Origin of the sequence: Pseudoalteromonas sp. SWXJZ10B (genome assembly GCF_015864475.1) — a bacterium.
Taxonomy (GTDB): Bacteria; Pseudomonadota; Gammaproteobacteria; order Enterobacterales; family Alteromonadaceae; genus Pseudoalteromonas; species Pseudoalteromonas arctica.
In genome coordinates this window covers 41,547-61,074 of sequence record NZ_JADYXD010000021.1, presented here as the reverse complement: position 1 = coordinate 61,074, position 19,528 = coordinate 41,547, and the positions used below count along the sequence as shown (strand labels likewise).

Genomic DNA, 19,528 nt, shown 5'->3' with positions numbered 1-19,528 from the left:
TAGTATGCTTTTTCGGTAAACTTTGTTATTTTTATATTAAATATAATAAAAAGTTTTTACTAAATTTTAGGGAAGAGATAAATGATAAAAATAATACTCTTATTTTTTTTATTAACTACATCTGTAGTTTATGCAAAAGATAAACCTTGGGAGTCTTACGCTAAACTTCCAATGGTAGAGCAACCACAAATATCGCCAAATGGAGAAATGATAGCAACACTTTATAATACTGCTGAAGGTCCTACTATCAGTTTAGCTAAATTTCCTAGTATCGAATTCAATATATTAGCAAGTCTCAAAAAAGATAAAGACAGAGTCGACTTTATTCGTTGGTCAGGTAATAAATATATCATTGTTTCTGCTAGTTACCCTGAATATGTCAATGGTCAATACATGAGAGTTTCAAGGTTATATTCGATCAATGTTGAAACCAATGAAAGTAAAATGCTAACTACGCGACGTTTTTCTGAATATAGGTGGTATAGATATCAGAGTTTCAGGCTCGTTTCCTCACTTAAAAATGAGCCAGATTTCGCGCTAGTGTCAACGTTTGATGAAAAAGATAAAGCTTATTCTGTTTTTAAAGTTGAATTAGGTGATTCTAGTTTTGATAAAATTCAGAGGAATAAAGAAAATATTGGAAGTTGGTATGCAGATCCTAAGGGAGTTTTACGCCTGGGGATCGCAATTGATAAAAAAGATGATAAGTTTATTGCTTCAATATGGTATCGAGCAAAGAAAGATGAAGCATTAAAAATGATTCATACCCATATTTTGGGTGAAGATAGTACTTTCTCCATCCAAGGCCTTAATGAAGATGGTACAAAAGCTTACGTCCTTTCTGATCGTGTATTACACAGACAAGCTTTATGGTCATATGATATCGAGTCAGGGGAGTTTGAAGAGCTTGTTTATAGCAATGATAAATACGATATAAATAATGCAATCGTTAATAGTGAGGGCGATTTTATAGGGGTTGGCTACTATGATGATTTCTACAAGAGCCATTATTTTTCAGAGGTAGACGGTAAGCAAGAGCTTATGGTTACTAATTTATTTGGTGATAAGCAAGCTAGTATTGTTAGCCGCAGTAAAGATAGAACACGAATTCTTGTAAATGTAATAAGTGATTCAGTCAGCCCTACTTATTATTATTTTGATTTAAACACAAAGAAGGGCGGCGCTTGGTTATCTAAATTTCCTTATTTAGCACGTAATAAATTTGTACCAGTGCAAAACTATAGCTTTAAAGCGAGCGATGGAGCTGAAATCTCAGGCTATTTTACAAAACCAGAAGGGATTAAAACTCCGCCGCTAATTGTAATGCCTCACGGAGGACCTCATAGTCGAGACTACAAATACTTTAATCGAGAGCTTCAATATTTAGTTAGTTTAGGTTATGCGGTATTGCAAGTGAACTTCAGGGGCTCAGAAGGTTTTGGTAGTGCTTTTGAAACTGATGGTTATTATCAGTGGGGTAAACGTATGCAACAAGATGTATATGATGCAATGGATTGGGCTACTAGAACCGGATTAACATCAAAAAATAATGCATGTATTTATGGCGCAAGTTATGGTGGTTATGTTGCATTAACAGCTGCATGGCAAGAGCCCGATCGCTTTAAATGTATTATTAGTATTTCTGGAATATCGGATCTAAAAGGGTTAGTTGAAGATGAAGAGCGACAAGATGCCTACCTAGGTAATATTGTTGATATGACTGATAGTAAAGCCGTTGATGCATTATCTGAGGTTTCGGCAATCAATATGATTAACCGAATTAAAGCCCCACTTTTACTTATCCATGGGACAAAAGATACGAGAGTTGACTATCGACAATCAAAATATTTTTATGATAAAGCAAAGCGAAATTTAAATATAAAGTATGTTGAAATTGATGACGGAACACACTTATTTGATGACCCAGAAAGCTTAAAAGTACAATACAAAGAGGTTACTGAGTTTCTTAAAAAACACTTGTAAATAAATGAGTGAGCGTTTTTTAACTCGAAACCTATTTTAAATTTTCTAGTTATTATAAAAAACCGATGCTTAGTTTAAACATCGGTTTTTTGTTTTAAAATAGTTTTGAACATATTTAAAGCCGCGCTTTTCACGCGAGCAAGTTCGGCGTCTACATGCAAAGTTTAACACTGAGCTTAATTTTACCTGTAGGCGTTTAGCTTGCTGACGCGACGAGCGTAGCTCGTAATTACTATCGTTAGTTAAAAAGCGCTTTGCGTTAAATCAGTTACAAATTCTCTTGTGCTTCATTCACCATATCTTTGAGCGCATCAACTAACATTGGATCTCGCGAGTTTTGCTTAGCAAGCTCGAGTGCGTGTTTCATGCTGGTAACGGCTTCTTTAAACTGTTTGTCTGCAGTGTACCCTTGCGATAAACGCATGTGAGAATAAGTTGCATTTGGGTAATCGGTAATAAAGTGTTTAAGCGTTGTAATAGCTTTAGCTGTATTACCAAACTTTTGCTGGCTATGAGCAAACTCTACGTAAACATCTTGTGGAATTTTAAGCTCAAACCCGTACTTATCACTAAGTGCTTGGTAATAACCTGTAATGAGCGATACATCAGCAAACTTTCCGTGCTCGTCAGTAACCTTAAATATTAGGTCGCTAAATAAGCGAATTAGGCTATCGCTAAGCGCTGGTAGTATGGTGCCCATATGAGTAAAAGCGGGGTAATGCTTATATTCCCATTTAAGCTGCGAGGGCGTTTGTTGTTCTAAATTTACCAAAGTATTTAATACGCCTGTATAAAAGCGTGCTCCTTCGCTTGCTACACTAATAAATAACGCCTGATCACCTTTAGGGTTTTTAGTGTATTTTATAATATTATTTTTCAATTCCTCATCACTCCACCAACTGTTTGGGCTTATAGCTATATAGTTATTAAATAACTCAGGCTGATTAACTAAAGTATAAAGCGCCAAAGTACCTGCATTAGAGTGGCCAATTAAGGTGTTGTAGCCGTTAGTTGAGTAATTACTGTTTATATAAGGCATGAGTTCATCAGACACAAAGTTTAAAAACTTGTCGGTTTGCCCAGCTTCAGGCCATTTGTTTTTAACAAAAGTTTGAAACTCTGTTTTAGGCTCGCCTTCTACTTTGGGTAAATAATCGCGAACACGGTTAGTTGTATCAATACCAACGAGCATTGCGTTAGGTATCTGCTCGTAATCAACAAGGGATTTAATAACACCAGACGCCGTATGAAAGTGCTCAACACCATCAAGTAAATAAATAACATAAAGCGGCTGATCGTCTTTTACAGTGTCAGGTATGAAAATTTTAATGGGTCTGTCTTCGTTAAGTATTTTTGACTGCAGAATGACTTTTTTACCAACGGTTATGTCAGTTGTATTGGTTTTTGCGTGGCTTAAAAATGGTGTACTAAAAGTAAGTATTAATACAAGCGATAGTAAGAGCTTCATAAATATCCTTATTTAATAATGTATTGCTTAATAATTGCACGGCTTTAAGCTTGAGTAAATGTTTATATTTTCGGGGTAAACATAAAACTTAAGCAATTAAAAGCTATCGCTTTTCACGCGAGTAAGCTCGGCTTCTACAAGAGATATTACACTCTGTGCTTAACTTTTGCGGTAGGCGAGCAGCTTGCTGACGCGACGAGCGAAGCTCGTAATAATTACCTTTTAACTCTTATCCATAAAAGCTTAAAAAACCTGCTTGCTTAATTATCCGTCTAAGCGTAAAATGCGCGCTCATTTCGGCTTTTAAACTATTAATTCCTTGCCTTAAACCGACCGGCCGAAACGGTAGAAGGCTCTATTAACCGTAAGGAATATCCATGCGTCATTACGAAATCGTATTCATGGTTCACCCAGATCAGAGTGAGCAAGTTGCTGGTATGATCGAACGTTATACTGGTTCTATCACTGAAGCTGGTGGTGTTATCCACCGTCTTGAAGATTGGGGCCGTCGTCAATTGGCTTACCCAATTAACAAGCTTCATAAAGCTCACTATGTTCTTATGAACGTTGAAGCACCAACTGAAGTAATCAGCGAGCTAGAAACTACTTTCCGCTACAACGATGCAGTGCTTCGTAACTTAGTTATCCGCACTAAAACTGCTGAAACTGAAGCGTCTCCTCTTGCAAGAGAAGAGAAGAAAGAAGCACCAGCTGCTTAATTGTTTTGAGTCCTAGCATGGCATGTAATCAGCAGTTACTATAATGGTTAGCCCATATATGAATCAGCTGGTTATATCTGGGGTAGTTTGTAAAACTCCCAAGTTTAGTCAAAGCCCTGCTGGCATCCCGCATTGTATTTTTGTTGTAGAACATAAATCGATGCAAACCGAAGCAGACCTTAACCGTAATAGTTACGTGAGGCTTCAGGTAGTTGCCAGTGGAAAGCAAATGCAACAACAGACTCAACATTTGCACGTTGGGCAGGCATTGCAAGTGAGTGGTTTTTTAAATCGCCACGAAGGTCGTAACGGCCTTAGCCAATTGGTTTTGCATGCTCAGCATATAGAAAGAATTATTTGAGGAATTAATCTCATGGCACGTTATTTCAGACGTCGTAAGTTCTGCCGCTTTAAAGCGGAAGGCGTAAAACAAATCGATTACAAAGATCTAGCTACTCTTAGAAACTATGTTACAGAAAGTGGCAAAATCGTACCTAGCCGTATCACAGGTACTAGCGCTAAATTTCAGCGCCAGCTAGCAACTGCTATTAAGCGTGCTCGCTACTTAGCCCTTCTTCCATACACTGACTTACATAAGTAAGCAGCGGATTAACAGTTTTTAAAAGGTGTAGAAACATGCAAGTTATTCTACTAGATAAGATCGCTAACCTAGGTAGCCTAGGTGAACAGGTTGTAGTTAAATCTGGTTTCGCACGTAACTTCCTTTTCCCTCAAGGTAAGGCAGTTCCTGCGACTAAAGCTAACATTGAAACGTTTGACGCTCGTCGTGCAGAACTTGAAGCGAAAATCGCTGAACAGTTAGTTGCTGCACAAGCACGCGCTGAAAAACTAGAAGCATTAGCAGAAGTTACATTAGTATCTAAAGCTGGTGACGAAGGTAAGTTATTCGGTTCAATCGGTACTCGTGACATCGCTGACGCTATCTCAGCTGTTGGTGTTGAAGTTGCTAAGTCAGAAGTTCGTTTGCCTCTAGGTACTATCCGTGAGACAGGTGAATTTGACGTATCAATTTCAGTTCACTCAGACGTAACGGCTACTATTAAAGTAATCGTAATCGCTGAAGCTTAATTTTTAATTAAGCGACAAAAGCCGTGCTATTAGCACGGCTTTTTTGTGTCTGTAATTTGGCTAACTTCATTAGTTAAGGGCACCGTCCAATAAAGCCTCGTACAAGCCCCTTTTTTATTCAATTATTTTTTTATTCCCTTTAAACCTTTTCGAACTGTTATTACGTCTAACTTATCAATACACTAACTCAATAATAATAATTAAAAGGCGGCATCACGGATGTTACACGTTAAACCCGAACAAACGCCTTTATGCGAAGCTAAACTCATTGAGCGAGTTAAATCAGGTGATCAAGGCGCATACACAACGCTTTATGAGTTACATATAAAACGAGTCTACGGTTTATGTTTACGCTTATTAGCGGACCAAGCGCATGCTGAAGATGCAGCCCAAGAAGTGTTTGTACAGGTATGGCGTAAAATAGCGCAATTTGACGGTCGCTCGCAGTTTTCTACTTGGCTCTACAGCGTTGCCAGTAATGTTGCGATTAACTACTTACGCAAGCAAAAAAATTGGCTGCAAAAAGTAGTGAGCATTGAACACTGCGGTATGGATGAGCAATCAGCTAATGACTGCAAAGGCTTAAATGGTCTCGATAAATTAATAGTAAGGCTTCCTGAGCGCGCACGTATGGTGTTTGTGTTGTTTGCAATCGAAGGTTACAGGCACGAGGAAATAGCCGATCAGTTAGGTATGGCTGTTGGTTCAAGTAAGTCGCAATATCATCGTGCTAGGCAGCTACTACAAGAGTGGTATGAAAATGAATAAACCAAATTTTGACGACTATTTAAATGAGTCATTAAACACGCTTGATAAAGACATTACGCCACAAAAAGACCTGTGGGCGGGAATTGAGCGAGCAATGGTTAGTAATAAGCAGGACCTAAAAGGCACTGCTATTTGGCCAAAACTAACAGCAATAGCTGCCTGCACATTAGCGGCTTTAATTGCTGTAAATTTATTTGTTATAGCGCCAGAACCACAACCCGTAGTGGCTATAAGTGATTACTTTTCGGCGCAAAAAAACAGTTTGTTGGTTGAATATGAAAATAAAGAAGCATTGACCACTAACTGGCAAACGCAGCTACAAGAGCTTGAAAACGCAGAGCAAGCAATAAAGCAAGTTCTTGAAAATGAGCCACAAAACCAAGCGCTACTAACAATGTTAGCGCAAATATATCAACAACAACTTGATTTAATTAACAAGGTGCATGCGCCACGTTGGCAGCACATTTAGGAGTACTACATGAAAGCGATTTTATTAGGACTGAGCTTATTTCCGTTGGCGGTATTAGCGGGTGAAAAAATAGATAAGCAAATAGACGTACCAAGTGGCGGCACTATTTTTATTGAAAACCAACGCGGTGATATACATATTACAGGCTGGGATAAAAACGAATTTAAAGTATCTGGCGAGCTTGATGACAAAGCCGAGGGTTATGAGCTTAAAACAAATGGTGATAAAACTCAGTTTATTGTAAAAATGCCACGTAAATCAAATTGGAGTAATAATGGCGATGGCTCAAGCCTAACCATATTTATGCCTAAAAGCAGTAGTTTAGAGTTTGCTGGCGTTAATGTATCGGTGACTGCAAAAGAGCTAAAAAATGGCGCTGAAGTTGACGTGGTTAATGGCGAAATTACGGTAGATGATATTACTGGCAACATTAAGCTCACCACCGTAAATGGTGATGTAAATGCAGAAAACCTAAGTGGTAATATTCAATTTGAAACCGTAAATGGCGAAATTAACGATAGAGAATCAAGTGGTGAACTACGTTTTAGCGCTGTTAATGGCGATATTAAATCAACCTCAAGCGCCAATGATGTGCGCCTTGAAAATGTAAATGGCGATATAGATTTTACGCTATCGTCAATTAAAAACTTACGTATTAACACGGTGAATGGCGAAGCCGAAGTACATATTAAAGAGCTTTTAAAAGGCGGTGATGTACGTTTTGAATCGGTAAGTGGCGATGGTGATTTTTACTTTCCTGACAGCGTATCTGCAAATTTTGAAATTAAAGCGCACGCTAATGGCAAAATCATTAATAAAGTTACTGGCGATAAAGTCAGTAAAGCTAAATACGGCCCAGCCAGTGATTTAGAATTTAGCATTAATGGCGGTAATGCTAATGTTGAAATGGATACAATTAGCGGGCGCATAGAGCTTCGTATTAAATAACGCTCATTCACCTTCACGATTACAAAAAGCAGGAAAAGATTTCCTGCTTTTCTATTTGCACAGCCCCTTCAAGTCGATAGAATAGAGCCATTCAATTTTACTACTGTGAAGTTATGGCCAAACCAGATAAGCAAGTCGATACACTTAAAGTTCCTCCCCATTCAATAGAAGCTGAACAATCTGTTTTAGGTGGCTTAATGCTTGATAACCAAGCTTTTGACCGCGTAGCGGAGCTTGTTGTATCACAGGATTTTTATACCCGCACGCACAAGTTAATTTTTGAGGCGATGACGGCACTTGCTGAGATTGGCGATCCGATAGATTTAATCACTATTTCTGAAAGTTTAGAAAAAAATAATAAACTGGCAGGAATTGGTGGCTTTGCTTATTTAGCAGAAATAGCTAAAAACACGCCAAGTGCTGCTAACATTGACGCTTACGCAAGTATTGTACGCGAACGTGCTGTTGTACGTGAAATGATTGGCGTAGCGAACGAAATTGCAGAAGCCGGCTTTAACACCGAAGGGCGTACTAGTCACGACTTACTCGATTTTGCCGAAAGCAAAGTGTTTAAAATAGCTGAGCAACGAACAAAAAATAATGAAGGCCCGCAAAGCATTCATAGCATCCTTGAAAAAACCGTTGATAAAATAGAAGAGCTTTATCAATCACCACAAGATGGTGTTACGGGTGTAAGTACAGGTTATGCCGATCTTGATAAAATGACGACGGGCTTACAGCCTTCTGACTTAATTATTGTTGCAGCGCGTCCATCTATGGGTAAAACCACTTTTGCGATGAACCTTGCAGAACATGCTGCAATGACTCAAGACAAACCAGTATTAATTTACTCTCTAGAGATGCCTTCAGAACAAATTATGATGAGGATGTTAGCGTCTCTTGGCCGTATTAACCAAACTAAGGTACGTACTGGTCAATTAGATGATGACGATTGGGCACGACTTTCATCAACAATGGGCTTATTGATGGAAAAAGGTAAAATGTACGTTGATGATGCATCGGGCTTAACACCTACCGATGTGCGTTCACGTGCAAGGCGTATAGCCCGTGACCACGGTGGCATTAGTATGATCATGGTCGATTACTTGCAGTTAATGCGTGTACCAAGCCTTGCTGATAACCGAACGCTAGAAATTGCTGAAATTTCACGTTCACTTAAAGCACTAGCAAAAGAGCTAAAATGTCCGGTTGTTGCGCTTTCGCAGCTTAACCGTACGCTAGAGCAACGTGCCGATAAACGTCCTATTAACTCAGATTTACGTGAGTCGGGGTCGATAGAGCAAGATGCCGATTTAATCATGTTTATTTACCGTGATGAAGTTTATAACGAAGACAGTACTGACAAAGGTATTGCCGAAATTATCATAGGTAAACAACGTAACGGCCCAATTGGTAAAGTGCGTTTAACATTCCAAGGTCAATTTTCTCGCTTTGATAATTACGCGGGACCAGCGGTAGATGACGATTACTAATGCGCCTAGCCACTGCTGAAATTAATTTAGCTGCACTTGCGCATAATTTAGCGCAAGTTAAGTGCTTTGCACCTAACAGCAAAGTAATGGCGGTGCTAAAAGCAAATGCTTACGGGCATGGTTTAGTAACGATTGCGCAGCATTTAAATAATGCTGACGCATTTGCTGTGGCGCGAATAGATGAAGGGCTTGCCCTTCGAGCTGGGGGCTTAACAAAGCCAATAGTTTTACTAGAAGGCTTTTTTAACAAAGCCGACTTACCTATTTTACTCGCTAATAACTTTCAAACTATTATTCATGACGAATACCAATTAGCCGCGCTTGAAAAAGCAAAGCTCGATGCGCCAATAACATGCTGGTTAAAAGTAAATACAGGTATGCATCGACTAGGTATTGCGCCAGAGCAGTTTGAAGAGTTTTATAACCGCTTACAAAAAACACCTAACGCCAAAAATACCGTTAATTTAATGACCCATTTTTCGTGTGCTGATGATGTTGATAATGCCAAAACGGTTCAACAAATCACGTTATTTGATAACTTAGTGAATGGCATTGACCAAGCACATTGTTTATCAAATTCTGCTGGTATTATTGCATGGCCGAGCGGTCATGGTGATTGGGTGCGCCCTGGGCTTATGCTATATGGCGTATCGCCAATGGCAAATAGTATTGGGCAACAACATAAATTAAAACCAGTTATGCGCTTAACTACGCGCGTAATTGCAGTGCGTAATGTACCAGCTAATGAGGCGGTAGGGTATGGCGGACGTTGGAAAAGCGATAAACCAACCAAGTTAGCTGTTGTGGCTATGGGTTATGGCGATGGTTATCCTCGGCACGCTAAAGAGGGCACACCAGTAATAATTGGTAAGCAGCGTTATGGTATTGTTGGCAGTGTTGCTATGGATATGATTAGCGTAGATATAGGCGCTAATGAGCACAATATTAAAGTGGGCGACAGAGTCACTATGTGGGGCCCTGAGCTACCAGTTGAAGAAATAGCATTATGCGCTGATACTATCCCTTACGAGCTATTATGTAATATTACACCGCGCGTAAGTTATGAGTATCAGCGTTAATACAGCTATAAAGCGGTATTTACTCTTTTATAAAGTAAACGTCGCTAAAGCCCATACGGGCAAATTCTTGGTCGCGAAAGTTACGAACAGAAGCAGACCCTTTTGAGGTCATTTCTATTTGCTGTACCATGCTTAAGTAATTAGTCAGATCAATACCTTCGGCGGCAGCAATTGCTTGATACATGTCGTGGTATTTATCTTTAGCGAAATTAATCTCGCGCGGTTCGTTTTTATATTTGTAGGTTATTCTACGTGCCATTTTAAGCTCATTTCAATTGAGTGTTGCAGCGATTTTACACTGTATTTAATAACGGCTCTAGCATTGAATGACTTGTTGTAATCGGTAATTAAAATAAAGAGTCAAAAATGAAATTATCAGTAGAGATCAGTAAATACCCACTTCACCAAGATTATATCCCGTTTATTCAGGGCTTTATTGACAGATTAAACGAATACGATGATTTAAAAGTGATTACTAACACGTTATCAACGCAAATTTTTGGTGATTACGATTTAGTAATGCAGGTGTTAAATACCGAAATTAAACGTTCATATGAAGAATTTGGTAAAGCTATTTTTGTATGTAAGTTTCTCTCTGGCGACTTATCGCCTGAATAACCTATAATACCAACCTGCATAAATATTTGATCAATTTAACGAATTAAATTGCACTATAACGTCATTAAAAATTTTTTATTTAGAACAACTAGATACAAAAATTTTTGCCTAGTTCTAGCGTAATTTTCTTAACGTTAAATAGACCCCGTATATAAGCAGATTGGTATAACAATCGGCACAACTAAACGGTAATTGCATAATATGGACTTTTTAACACAAACCTTAAGTGGTTTTACAGCAATGTCGCATTGGGAGTATATTGCGGTAGGGTTGTCGATGGCTTATTTATTATTAGCAATAAAAGAAAGCTTATGGTGTTGGCCTGCGGCATTTTTTAGCACGCTCATTTATACAATAATGTACTGGAATGGCGCATTACTTATGGAGTCGTTACTTAATTTTTATTATATGTATATGGCTGTATTTGGCTGGGTTGTATGGCGTAAAGGCAAAGCTGCAAATTTAAATATTACATCGTGGTCGATAAACCGTCATGCTGTTTTAATTAGTTTAACAACCGTAGCTGCAATTGTTATTGGCTATGTTATGCAAAACTATACGCATGCCGACTTTGCTTACCTTGATAGTTTTACAACGTGTTTTGCTGTAGTAACGACTTACTTAGTTGCTAAAAAAGTCCTTGAAAACTGGCTGTACTGGATTGTAATCGATGCAGCTTCTATGTACTTATATTACGAAAAAGGCTATTACCCAACGCTAGCACTCTTTATATTTTATACCATTATGGCAGCGTGGGGCTTTAAAACCTGGTACGAAGAGTACGAACAAAGCCAAGCTAAGCCTCTAGCACAGCTTTAATCAATGATTGAGCATACCCAGTTAGTAAAAATGTGTAGTGCGTTTATAGAGCCTACAAGCATTGTTTCAAGCGAGCGATTACTTAATGGCTTTAGTAACGATAATTTTTTAATACGTACCGAGCAACAAGGGTATTTGTTAAAGTGTTATAAAAGCCATTGGCCAAGTGACAGCCTTGAAGCGCAGCGCTTTTTAAGTGACTTTAATATATGCCCTGCGCCTATTTGGCTTGATAAAGAAAACGGTCGTGCGGTATTTAATTATATTGAAGGCAAGAGCGCGCAATCGGATATAACGCTTTGCTTTATTAATAAACTTGCTCAAGTGCACAATTACAAAGTGTCTACCGCGCCAATGGATATAGCTAAAGAGCTTCATTTTTATCAAAGCACCCACGTATATACGCAATACAAACCTCAAATAGAGAAGGCACTCAAAGCCGTTGCAGCTATGTCATTTAATGGAGGCTTTTGTCATAACGACTTAGTAAAAGATAACATTATTGTAAATGCTTCAGGCATGTATTTAATTGACTTTGAATATGCACAAACTAACGATGTGTATTTTGATTTGTCAGCCCTTGCAGTGAGCTTTAATCTTAATGAGAGCAGTGAAAGTGCATTGTTAAATAACTATAAAAATAGTATCGATAAAACAAAAACGTTTAATCCTTCAATGGATAAGCTGAATTATTATAAGCTGTTTTTTTTAGTGTTATGTATTGGCTGGTATGAAGAGCGCAGCATAACTAGTAAATCTGTAATGTTACGCGCGCAGCTAACTAAACTCGTTAATAATACTTTTTGTAGATGTTAAAGACCACCAAAGCGCTCGGCGAGCTCTTTGTATTTTGTTACTTCGGCTGTATCAAATTGTGGTTCACCATTTTCATCTTCTGATTTAGCAATTAATAAACTTTCTCTAGAGAGACGTTTTACACGCTCTACTTTTACACCTAAAAATTCAGCAACTTGCTCAGTAGACATTAAACTCATCATTATTTCCTCGTATTAAATCCATCCGCACAGCGACAATCATAGTTTCAATGTTACTAAACCGTTACTGTTTCCTATTCAATAAGAATAAATAGCGTGTTTTTAAGCCATTGTGAAGTGTTTTATTTAAAAGAGTTTAATTAATAAGCATATAAGCTGATGTTACTGGTATTTATTTAAAGATCTCTTTATCATTGCTGATGCTAAAGCACTGATATCGCGAGTTGGTGTGGCGGCAACAAATGTGCTCTCGTGGTGAAATGGATATCACGTGGCCCTCCGGAGGCTAAGTTGTAGGTTCGATCCCTACCGAGAGCGCCATTTGCTTTTACATCTACTAATATTCCCCTCTATATTATCTAGCTTTTCATTAATTACTTTTGTATTTAAAAATGTATTACTGCATAAATTTTGAAATTTTATTGTAAGAACAGCTTTCTAGTTATTTATACAATGCAAAATTGCATTATTCAAAATGTTATCTAACGTTATGTATGCATATACGACGAAATTATAAATGAGGAAAACCGATTCAATGTTAAATAGTCAGTTAGAAATACTCGCTCAAGGACATGCTTATCTTGAAAGTGTAACTAAAGAGGATTATTCGCAAATCGTTGCTCCTAATTTCATTAGTTCAGTTGGGTCACATATGCGCCACATTATCGATCATTACCAATCTTTAATGACGGGCTTTGGTATAAATAATATTGATTACGATAGTCGCCTACGCGGCAGTAATATTGAAAGTAACCCCTGTGAAGCTATAAAAAAAATTGCCGAGATAGCATCGTGGATTGAACAGCTAAGTCCAGATGATTTTAATAAACCGCTGTTACTTTCAAGCGAAGTATCAATTAAAAGTAAAAATGTACAAACTGTAACAACCTCATTAGCACGAGAGCTTATATTTGTAGGAAGCCATGCAGTACATCACTATGCGATGATTTCACAAATTACCTTTGCACAAAAAGCATCATTCGACCAGAACTTTGGGTTAGCACCAAGTACAGCCACTTTTTTGAGAGAAAAAAGCCAACAAAGCCAATTAAAATCACTGCAAAGTTAATATGTGCACTTTAAGTTACTTTCTAACTGATGATGGCTACGAGTTGTTTTTTAATCGTGATGAACAAAAAATGCGAGAAATGGCAATCGCCCCGAGTAAGCACACAGGTAACGCAATTTACCCTATCGATCCGCAAGGGGGTGGTACTTGGCTTGGTGTATCGCATTGGGGGCAAACATTAGCTTTATTAAACGATTATCAAAGTGCATTTGATATAACTGCCGTAAAGTACAGCAGAGGCCTCTTAATCCCGCATTTACTAAGCAATAATACCCCTGCATTATCTCAATTAAAAAATATGGATTTATCGGGTTACGCGCCTTTTAAATTGTGTATTTTTCCGGATAAATTATCGCTAAATAATGGTCACATCGCTTTTGTTCGATGGGACACAAAACAATTAATCGCTTGCCAAGTTGAATCGCTTGCAACGTCATCTGGCGTTGAGCTAGAAACAGTTACACAAAAGCGTAAACAACAATTTAAGCAATTTATTGACTTAAGATATCCTGCAAGTGAGCAATTTTTAGCATTTCATTACAGCAAAGCAGAGCAAGGCCAATATGGTGTAAATATGCAAAGAGAAGATGCAATGACAGTCAGTATTAGCCATATTAAAGTTGGTAACACTATACGCTTTAATTATTTTGATAAGCAGTCTCAGCTCATTAGCAGCATTAGTTGTTTAAAAGTGGCTGCAGCTTAACTAAATATTTTTATAGCTGTTACATAACTAAAAAAGTCGACGCAATTAATTGCGTCGACTTTTTTGTTGCTCTATTTTCATCTGCAGTATTAATATAGCAGATGAAAATTATGAGTGATTTATATAATCATCTTTTTTATCACCAAGGTAGAGCTTAAGTAGCTTTTCAGGCGCACTTGGTAGGTGCACACTTAAAAGTAATCCTGGGGTGTGATTAAAGTTACTGTCAATTCCCATACAATGAAATTGAGCGCCTAGCTTATGATATTGCTTTAATAAAATTGGTATGTCTTTTTTATCTTCTTCTATTCCCATAACCAATGTTGATACATGATCTATGTTTAACGTGTGATCACTAATGAAGTCTTCAAACTCTGGATGAATTTTATTATTAAAAGGCGTATTGGCGATAACACCTTGTTTATTATTAACCATTGCATGGTCAATAATTGCGACAGAACGAGGGTCGTAAAGCTTACTTAATGAAACCGTGCCATATAAAGTCCTATAACGTGGGTTTTGCGCCATAAACGCACCGATCCCTTTAAATAGCAGTAATAAGCCATGGTAACTGCCTTGATGTTTTTGAACTATAAACGAGCGACCCATTTCCAAGCACGGCTGTTGTTGATTGATAAAAGAGGGTTCAAAATTAAACATTTGCGATAAATAAAGGGCGCTCACGTCGCTATTTTTTTGTAATAAATCAGTTTGTCCAATTCGATAAGCTCCAATAATCTCTTCATTTTTATGATCAAAAATAAATAAATGCATGTAGCTTGCGTCAAACTTATCGGTATCACATGGCTCGCCGCTTCCTTCGTTTAATGTACGAAAGGTTATTTCTCTAAGGCGTGTTATTTCAGCAACACAATTAGGTATTTGATCTTGATAACCGTAATAAACGGAGTAACTTTTAAAGTCTAATAAGTGCTGCTCGCTTGGTAAGCTAGCAAGTTCACTCGTCATTTTTGTTTTATCAACATCCTGCATAATCGCTTTTAGTTGCATTGACTGGGCATCTTCTTGCCAAGGTGTTACAAAGCGTTCATCGTTTAAATAGCAAAGCAGGCGCGCAATATCGTTAATGTCGTCAGTTTTCTCAAATTTATTTAATAACTTGGGTGTAAGTAAATTACCAGCACCTAAATTAATGGACCTTTTTTGAATTTTAAGTAATTCACGTATTAGCATTAATAATCTAAATCGGTAGTAAATACGTCCCAAATTATAAAACATAGGGCTATTTTGACCACTAATAAACACAGGTAATAAAGGGGCTTGTGTTTTTAAGGCTAGTTGAGCCGCTAAGCGATTCCATTGACCGTCGGTTACACGTTGTTTTTTTGATTGAAAAAACGAAACCCTGCCAGCAGGAAAAACCACAAGTAGGCCATCATTTTTAACATGACTAAAACACTGTTTAATTGCGCTGGTATTAATGGCTGCTTTTGGTTTTAGTGGATTAGCAAAAATAAAATAATCTTTAATTTCTGTAAATATTTTTAAACCAACGTTAGCCATTACTTTAGTATCGCTACGATAATGGGTGAGTAATTTGGCAATTATTACGCCCTCAATCATGCCATAAGGATGATTACATACTACTATGCAAGGGCCTTGCTTAGGTATTTTGTTAATAACACTTTGTGCGCCAAGTACATTAATACCCAATACATTTAAAAGCTTTTCACTAAACTCCTGCTTATCTAAACCCGATAAATTATTAGAGAGGTATATATCACGCAGTTTATTTATACCTAATAAGCTATCGAGCAGTGGAGCGGCTGCTTTTAATATATGACCCAAAGGCGAGGCTGTGTTTATTGCAGCCACACTTAGGTTTGATACGGGGTGGTTTAGTTTTGTCATATATTAGTACTCTTAAGAATTTAAAGCAGTTGTTATTAAGTGCTGTGTATATTGAGACCGAGGCAAAACAATATTATGTTCAAGAAAGGTTAATAAAGTTCGCTTTTTTATAATGATTAGATAAATTTTATAGCTAAATCACCTGCTTTTTAGTGATAAGCAATTTAGTGTAGTTGAGATGAAAGCGTTTAATTATTAAAAAGTAAAATAATCAGAATTACAATGCAGCTCAAATAGGGCTGTAAATAATGGTTTTAGTTATATATAACTACTTACAACTCAAAAACTAGACTTTTAGGCTTAATTAATGCTATTTAAGGTACATATTCCTTAATAGAAAAATCCCGCCTTTATGCTAATTACTTTGCCCGTATCTGAGCTTACTCCTGGTATGTATGTTGATAGCGTTACTAAGCAACATGAAGGGATCAATAGCATAAAAATTAAGACCAGTGGCTTAGTACGCGATAGATCTATTATTAAGCGTTTAGTCTCTGAAGGGGTGCTTGAGCTGCTTATAGATTTTGCTAAAGGTGATGCCCCAGTTCCTGCCAAATATAAGCCTCAAAGCAAACCTAAAACATCTAATAGCCAGCAAAAATCCGAAAAAACACCTATAGCAATCTCAATTGAACAAGAATTTGCTAAAGCGAGTGTCAATTACGATCAGCATGGCCGAAAGCTACAGTCGTTATACGGTGACTTAACATCTGGCCTGAGTGTTAATATAAAAGTGCTTGATGAAATAGCCAGCGAAATAGTCAGCTCAGTTTTTCGTAACGCCAACGCCATGACTATTCTTACTCGTATAAAAGATAAACACAGCTATAACTGGCGGCATATGATCAACTGCGCCATTTTTACCGCTGTATTTGCTAAATACTTAGGGTACAAAATGGCTGTTGTGCAAGAGCTTGCCATGGGCGCGTTACTTCATGATTTAGGCCAAGCTAAATTACCGCAGGGTATATTTTCAAAGCCAACTAAGGTTACTAATAATGAGCTCTTAGCGATTAAAAAGCATGTAGCGCAAGGTTTGGGTTTAGTTAAAGGCGAGAAGGGTATAACACCCCTTATGCTTGATATGATAGTAAATCATCATGAGCGCTTAGATGGCTCTGGTTATCCGCGAGGCCTACAGGCAGAGAAGTTAAGTCGTCCAGCGCGTATAATGGCAATTGTAGATGTGTACGATGCAATGACTGCCGACAGAATGCATCAAGATGGTGATGAACCAATCAACGCATTGCGGTACTTATTAGCCAATAAGCAATTGTTTGATGGTGAGTTAGTACAACGTTTTATAAAGTGTTTAGGGGTTCATCCGGTAGGAACTATTGTAAAATTAACGAATGAACGTTTAGCCTTAGTGCTTGAAGGGAACGTATTAAATCCTATTAAACCTAAAATTAAGCTATTTTATAATGCTAAGCACAATCATCATGTTACACCGAAAGACATCGATTTAAGTGAGCACACCCAAGAGCTTAAAATACTATCAAGTGTTAAGCCCTTAGATTATCAGATTAATTTGTCTCGCCTGCTAAAAGAGCATTTGTTGAATTAGCCTTACTGCATTGTCTTTTTTTAGTTTGTTTTGCAGAAATAAACGCACCCAAAAAGCAATTTCCCATCAGTGTTAACCATAACAAAGTGCCTAGCTCTACGTGCAATGCAAAACAACACAGCGCTAAAGAGATCAACGCATTTAACATTGCCCCTAGCCAATAATGGTTTACGGGGTTATCGCATTGTCCTGCTTGAGTACATGCGCAGTAGTTTGCTTTGTAAAAGCAAAACACACTCGCCCCACAAAATATTAGCCCTGTAATAATAAATAAAATGATCACAGTTTTACTTCCATTGCGATTTTATAATGAGTGTAAGTTGCTACTAACTCCCAGTCAATCTAAATGATAATTAATTACATTTAGAGTGTTTGCTCTAATATCACACTTCTCATCCGATGAGTTTTAAATAGTTGTTAAAATGTCGTTAAAAAACATGTTTTTTACTGTCTTTTGCCGTATTCATAGAGTTTTTTACAAAAAATTAAGGTAGTGTAATCGGGTTTTAAATCCTAATAACAACACACATAGTACCCAGACAGTCAGTTTGGTTAAGGACTCAACAATGAAATTTTCTAAAACCCTTATTGCAGCTTCGCTTGCATTTGTTTCAGCTGATAGCTTTGCAGCTGCGTTTCAATTATCAGAGCAAAATGCATCGGGTTTAGGCCGTGCATACGCTGGTGAAGCTTCTATCGCAGACGACGCGTCTGTAGTTGCACGTAACCCTGCACTAATGACTTTATTTAAAGAAAAGCAACTAAGTGTTGCTGCTATTGGCGTAATCCCAGATGTAAGCTTAGAAGGTGAAGGCGCGCCAACTGGTATAGATCAATCTTCATTAGATGACGATAGTATTGCACCAAGTGCAGTGGTACCAGCAGCTTACTTTACTATGCCTTACAACGATAAAGTATCACTTGGTTTTGGTGCGTTTTCAAACTTTGGTTTATCAACTAAGTTTAATGATGACTACGCCGCAGGCCAGATTGCGGGTGAGACTGAGATTTTTACAGTTAATATGAATGCAAGTGTTGCCTATAAAGTAACTGAGCAGTTTAGTTTTGGTGTTGGCTTAAATGTAATTTATGCTGATGCAACTATAGTTCGAAAAATAGGTGTAAACCCTTTTGGCGTTCCAAGTTCAACGAACGTTGTTGATCTTGAGGGTGATGATACTGGCTACGGCTTAAATGTAGGCCTAATGTATCAACTTGATGAAAATAGCCGTTTTGGTTTTAATTATCGTACAGAAACAGATATAACATTTGAAGGAACTTATTCAAGCGCTGCACGTGGTATCGCTGAGCGCTCAGGTTCTGTTGATATTACTCTACCCGCTATCGCTGAATTTTCTGGTTCACATCAGTTAGATGAAAAGTTAGGTTTACACTACAGCGTACTATGGACTGGATGGAGTAGCTTTGACAAATTAGAAGCTGAAGTTGGTTTACCACCAGAGCAAGGTTTTGAAAAAACAGAAGACTTCTCTGACTCTTTCCGCTACTCAGTAGGTACTGATTACCAGTTAAATGAAGACATACTACTTCGTGCTGGTGTTGCATTTGATGAGTCACCGGTATCACAAACGCACCTATCAATCTCTATTCCTGATACAGACCGTTTCTGGTTCTCGTTTGGTGGTAACTACACAATTGATCAAAACTCTAATGTTGATCTTGGTGTGAGTATTATCCGTGGTAAAACACAAACGTTTACAGAAACTGATGACTCAGGTAGTCAGTGGGCTTTTGAATCTAAAGGTCACGCAGTACTAGTTGGCGCTCAGTACAACTACAAGTTTTAATGTAGAAGTGTCTTGTGGTTAATCACAGGGCACAAAAAAGCCGCTCACTTTAATTAAA

The 19,528-nt window shown here is 37.8% G+C and carries 22 protein-coding genes and 1 tRNA gene; 18 read left to right on the top strand and 5 right to left on the bottom strand.

All coding sequences use genetic code 11. The annotated features are described in order from the left end of the window. Positions 1 to 81 precede the first annotated feature (81 nt). Positions 82 to 1,983, top strand: a complete 1,902-nt coding sequence (locus I6F54_RS16250; RefSeq protein ID WP_231615200.1) for an alpha/beta hydrolase family protein — start codon at positions 82 to 84, stop codon at positions 1,981 to 1,983. Between the two features lie 268 nt (positions 1,984 to 2,251). On the opposite strand, the gene I6F54_RS16245 is transcribed toward I6F54_RS16250, so the two are convergent. Beyond that, the gene (locus I6F54_RS16245) at positions 2,252 to 3,451 is read right to left on the bottom strand and encodes an alpha/beta hydrolase-fold protein (RefSeq protein ID WP_197142296.1); all 1,200 of its coding nucleotides are present in this window, start codon (positions 3,449 to 3,451) and stop codon (positions 2,252 to 2,254) included. A gap of 377 nt (positions 3,452 to 3,828) precedes the next feature. Between I6F54_RS16245 and rpsF the strand changes: the two genes are divergently transcribed. From rpsF to alr, 9 genes are all read left to right on the top strand, one after another. Continuing rightward, entirely contained in the window at positions 3,829 to 4,170 is a 342-nt protein-coding gene (rpsF, locus tag I6F54_RS16240; protein ID WP_007378473.1) for a 30S ribosomal protein S6, read from the top strand. Positions 4,171 to 4,213: 43 nt separating this feature from the next. Next, positions 4,214 to 4,531, top strand: a complete 318-nt coding sequence (gene priB / locus I6F54_RS16235) for a primosomal replication protein N (RefSeq protein ID WP_004588456.1) — start codon at positions 4,214 to 4,216, stop codon at positions 4,529 to 4,531. A gap of 12 nt (positions 4,532 to 4,543) precedes the next feature. Further along, the gene (gene rpsR / locus I6F54_RS16230; protein WP_007378475.1) at positions 4,544 to 4,771 is read left to right on the top strand and encodes a 30S ribosomal protein S18; all 228 of its coding nucleotides are present in this window, start codon (positions 4,544 to 4,546) and stop codon (positions 4,769 to 4,771) included. Between the two features lie 35 nt (positions 4,772 to 4,806). Then, on the top strand, positions 4,807 to 5,259 hold the full coding sequence (gene rplI / locus I6F54_RS16225; RefSeq protein WP_002962755.1) for a 50S ribosomal protein L9: 453 nt from the start codon (positions 4,807 to 4,809) through the stop codon (positions 5,257 to 5,259). Between the two features lie 219 nt (positions 5,260 to 5,478). Then, positions 5,479 to 6,027 carry an RNA polymerase sigma factor gene (locus I6F54_RS16220; protein WP_165727257.1) on the top strand — a complete coding sequence of 183 codons (549 nt, stop codon included), beginning with the start codon at positions 5,479 to 5,481 and terminating at the stop codon, positions 6,025 to 6,027. Beyond that, positions 6,014 to 6,496: a hypothetical protein gene (locus I6F54_RS16215; protein WP_010554893.1), complete on the top strand. Its 483-nt coding sequence runs from the start codon at positions 6,014 to 6,016 to the stop codon at positions 6,494 to 6,496. The genes I6F54_RS16220 and I6F54_RS16215 overlap by 14 nt, the downstream gene beginning before the upstream one ends. 9 nt (positions 6,497 to 6,505) lie before the next feature. After that, positions 6,506 to 7,444: a DUF4097 family beta strand repeat-containing protein gene (locus I6F54_RS16210; RefSeq protein ID WP_101216066.1), complete on the top strand. Its 939-nt coding sequence runs from the start codon at positions 6,506 to 6,508 to the stop codon at positions 7,442 to 7,444. Positions 7,445 to 7,557: 113 nt separating this feature from the next. Beyond that, a complete protein-coding gene (gene dnaB, locus I6F54_RS16205; protein ID WP_007587308.1) occupies positions 7,558 to 8,937 on the top strand; it encodes a replicative DNA helicase in 1,380 nt (459 codons plus the stop codon). Then, complete coding sequence (gene alr, locus I6F54_RS16200) at positions 8,937 to 10,016, top strand: alanine racemase (RefSeq protein ID WP_007587306.1); 1,080 nt, start codon at positions 8,937 to 8,939, stop codon at positions 10,014 to 10,016. The genes dnaB and alr overlap by 1 nt, the downstream gene beginning before the upstream one ends. A 19-nt stretch (positions 10,017 to 10,035) precedes the next feature. Here alr and I6F54_RS16195 read toward each other — a convergent pair whose 3' ends face one another. Next, complete coding sequence (locus I6F54_RS16195) at positions 10,036 to 10,275, bottom strand: DUF2960 domain-containing protein (protein WP_007587305.1); 240 nt, start codon at positions 10,273 to 10,275, stop codon at positions 10,036 to 10,038. 107 nt (positions 10,276 to 10,382) lie between these two features. On the opposite strand from I6F54_RS16195, the gene I6F54_RS16190 reads away from it, so the two are divergent. The 3 genes from I6F54_RS16190 (at position 10,383) to I6F54_RS16180 (ending at position 12,269) form a co-directional block, all read left to right on the top strand. After that, a complete protein-coding gene (locus I6F54_RS16190) occupies positions 10,383 to 10,634 on the top strand; it encodes a hypothetical protein (RefSeq protein ID WP_007587304.1) in 252 nt (83 codons plus the stop codon). Positions 10,635 to 10,835: 201 nt separating this feature from the next. Then, positions 10,836 to 11,453: a nicotinamide riboside transporter PnuC gene (gene pnuC / locus I6F54_RS16185; RefSeq protein WP_007587303.1), complete on the top strand. Its 618-nt coding sequence runs from the start codon at positions 10,836 to 10,838 to the stop codon at positions 11,451 to 11,453. 3 nt (positions 11,454 to 11,456) lie between these two features. Beyond that, positions 11,457 to 12,269, top strand: coding sequence for a phosphotransferase (locus I6F54_RS16180; RefSeq protein ID WP_165727260.1), 813 nt, complete (start codon positions 11,457 to 11,459; stop codon positions 12,267 to 12,269). On the opposite strand, the gene I6F54_RS16175 is transcribed toward I6F54_RS16180, so the two are convergent. Continuing rightward, the gene (locus I6F54_RS16175; RefSeq protein WP_007587299.1) at positions 12,266 to 12,448 is read right to left on the bottom strand and encodes a hypothetical protein; all 183 of its coding nucleotides are present in this window, start codon (positions 12,446 to 12,448) and stop codon (positions 12,266 to 12,268) included. The genes I6F54_RS16180 and I6F54_RS16175 overlap by 4 nt on opposite strands. Positions 12,449 to 12,694: 246 nt before the next feature. Here I6F54_RS16175 and I6F54_RS16170 point away from each other — a divergent pair. The 3 genes from I6F54_RS16170 to I6F54_RS16160 all read left to right on the top strand — a co-directional run bounded on the left by I6F54_RS16170 (position 12,695) and on the right by I6F54_RS16160 (position 14,223). After that, positions 12,695 to 12,769: transfer RNA gene (locus I6F54_RS16170), tRNA-Arg, on the top strand. 214 nt (positions 12,770 to 12,983) lie between these two features. After that, positions 12,984 to 13,517, top strand: coding sequence for a DinB family protein (locus I6F54_RS16165; RefSeq protein ID WP_165727261.1), 534 nt, complete (start codon positions 12,984 to 12,986; stop codon positions 13,515 to 13,517). A 1-nt stretch (position 13,518) separates the two neighbouring features. Next, positions 13,519 to 14,223 (top strand): NRDE family protein, encoded by a 705-nt coding sequence (locus tag I6F54_RS16160; protein WP_197142294.1) that lies wholly within the window; start codon positions 13,519 to 13,521, stop codon positions 14,221 to 14,223. Between the two features lie 108 nt (positions 14,224 to 14,331). On the opposite strand, the gene I6F54_RS16155 is transcribed toward I6F54_RS16160, so the two are convergent. Further along, positions 14,332 to 16,095: a lysophospholipid acyltransferase family protein gene (locus tag I6F54_RS16155; RefSeq protein WP_197142283.1), complete on the bottom strand. Its 1,764-nt coding sequence runs from the start codon at positions 16,093 to 16,095 to the stop codon at positions 14,332 to 14,334. Positions 16,096 to 16,447: 352 nt separating this feature from the next. Here I6F54_RS16155 and I6F54_RS16150 point away from each other — a divergent pair, with 352 nt between their 5' ends. Beyond that, positions 16,448 to 17,662, top strand: a complete 1,215-nt coding sequence (locus I6F54_RS16150) for an HD-GYP domain-containing protein (protein ID WP_197142282.1) — start codon at positions 16,448 to 16,450, stop codon at positions 17,660 to 17,662. On the opposite strand, the gene I6F54_RS20380 is transcribed toward I6F54_RS16150, so the two are convergent. Continuing rightward, a complete protein-coding gene (locus I6F54_RS20380; RefSeq protein WP_165725768.1) occupies positions 17,622 to 17,945 on the bottom strand; it encodes a hypothetical protein in 324 nt (107 codons plus the stop codon). The two genes, I6F54_RS16150 and I6F54_RS20380, sit on opposite strands and share 41 nt — an antisense overlap. 283 nt (positions 17,946 to 18,228) lie before the next feature. Here I6F54_RS20380 and I6F54_RS16145 point away from each other — a divergent pair, with 283 nt between their 5' ends. Further along, positions 18,229 to 19,470 (top strand): outer membrane protein transport protein, encoded by a 1,242-nt coding sequence (locus I6F54_RS16145; RefSeq protein WP_024589713.1) that lies wholly within the window; start codon positions 18,229 to 18,231, stop codon positions 19,468 to 19,470. Positions 19,471 to 19,528 lie beyond the last annotated feature (58 nt).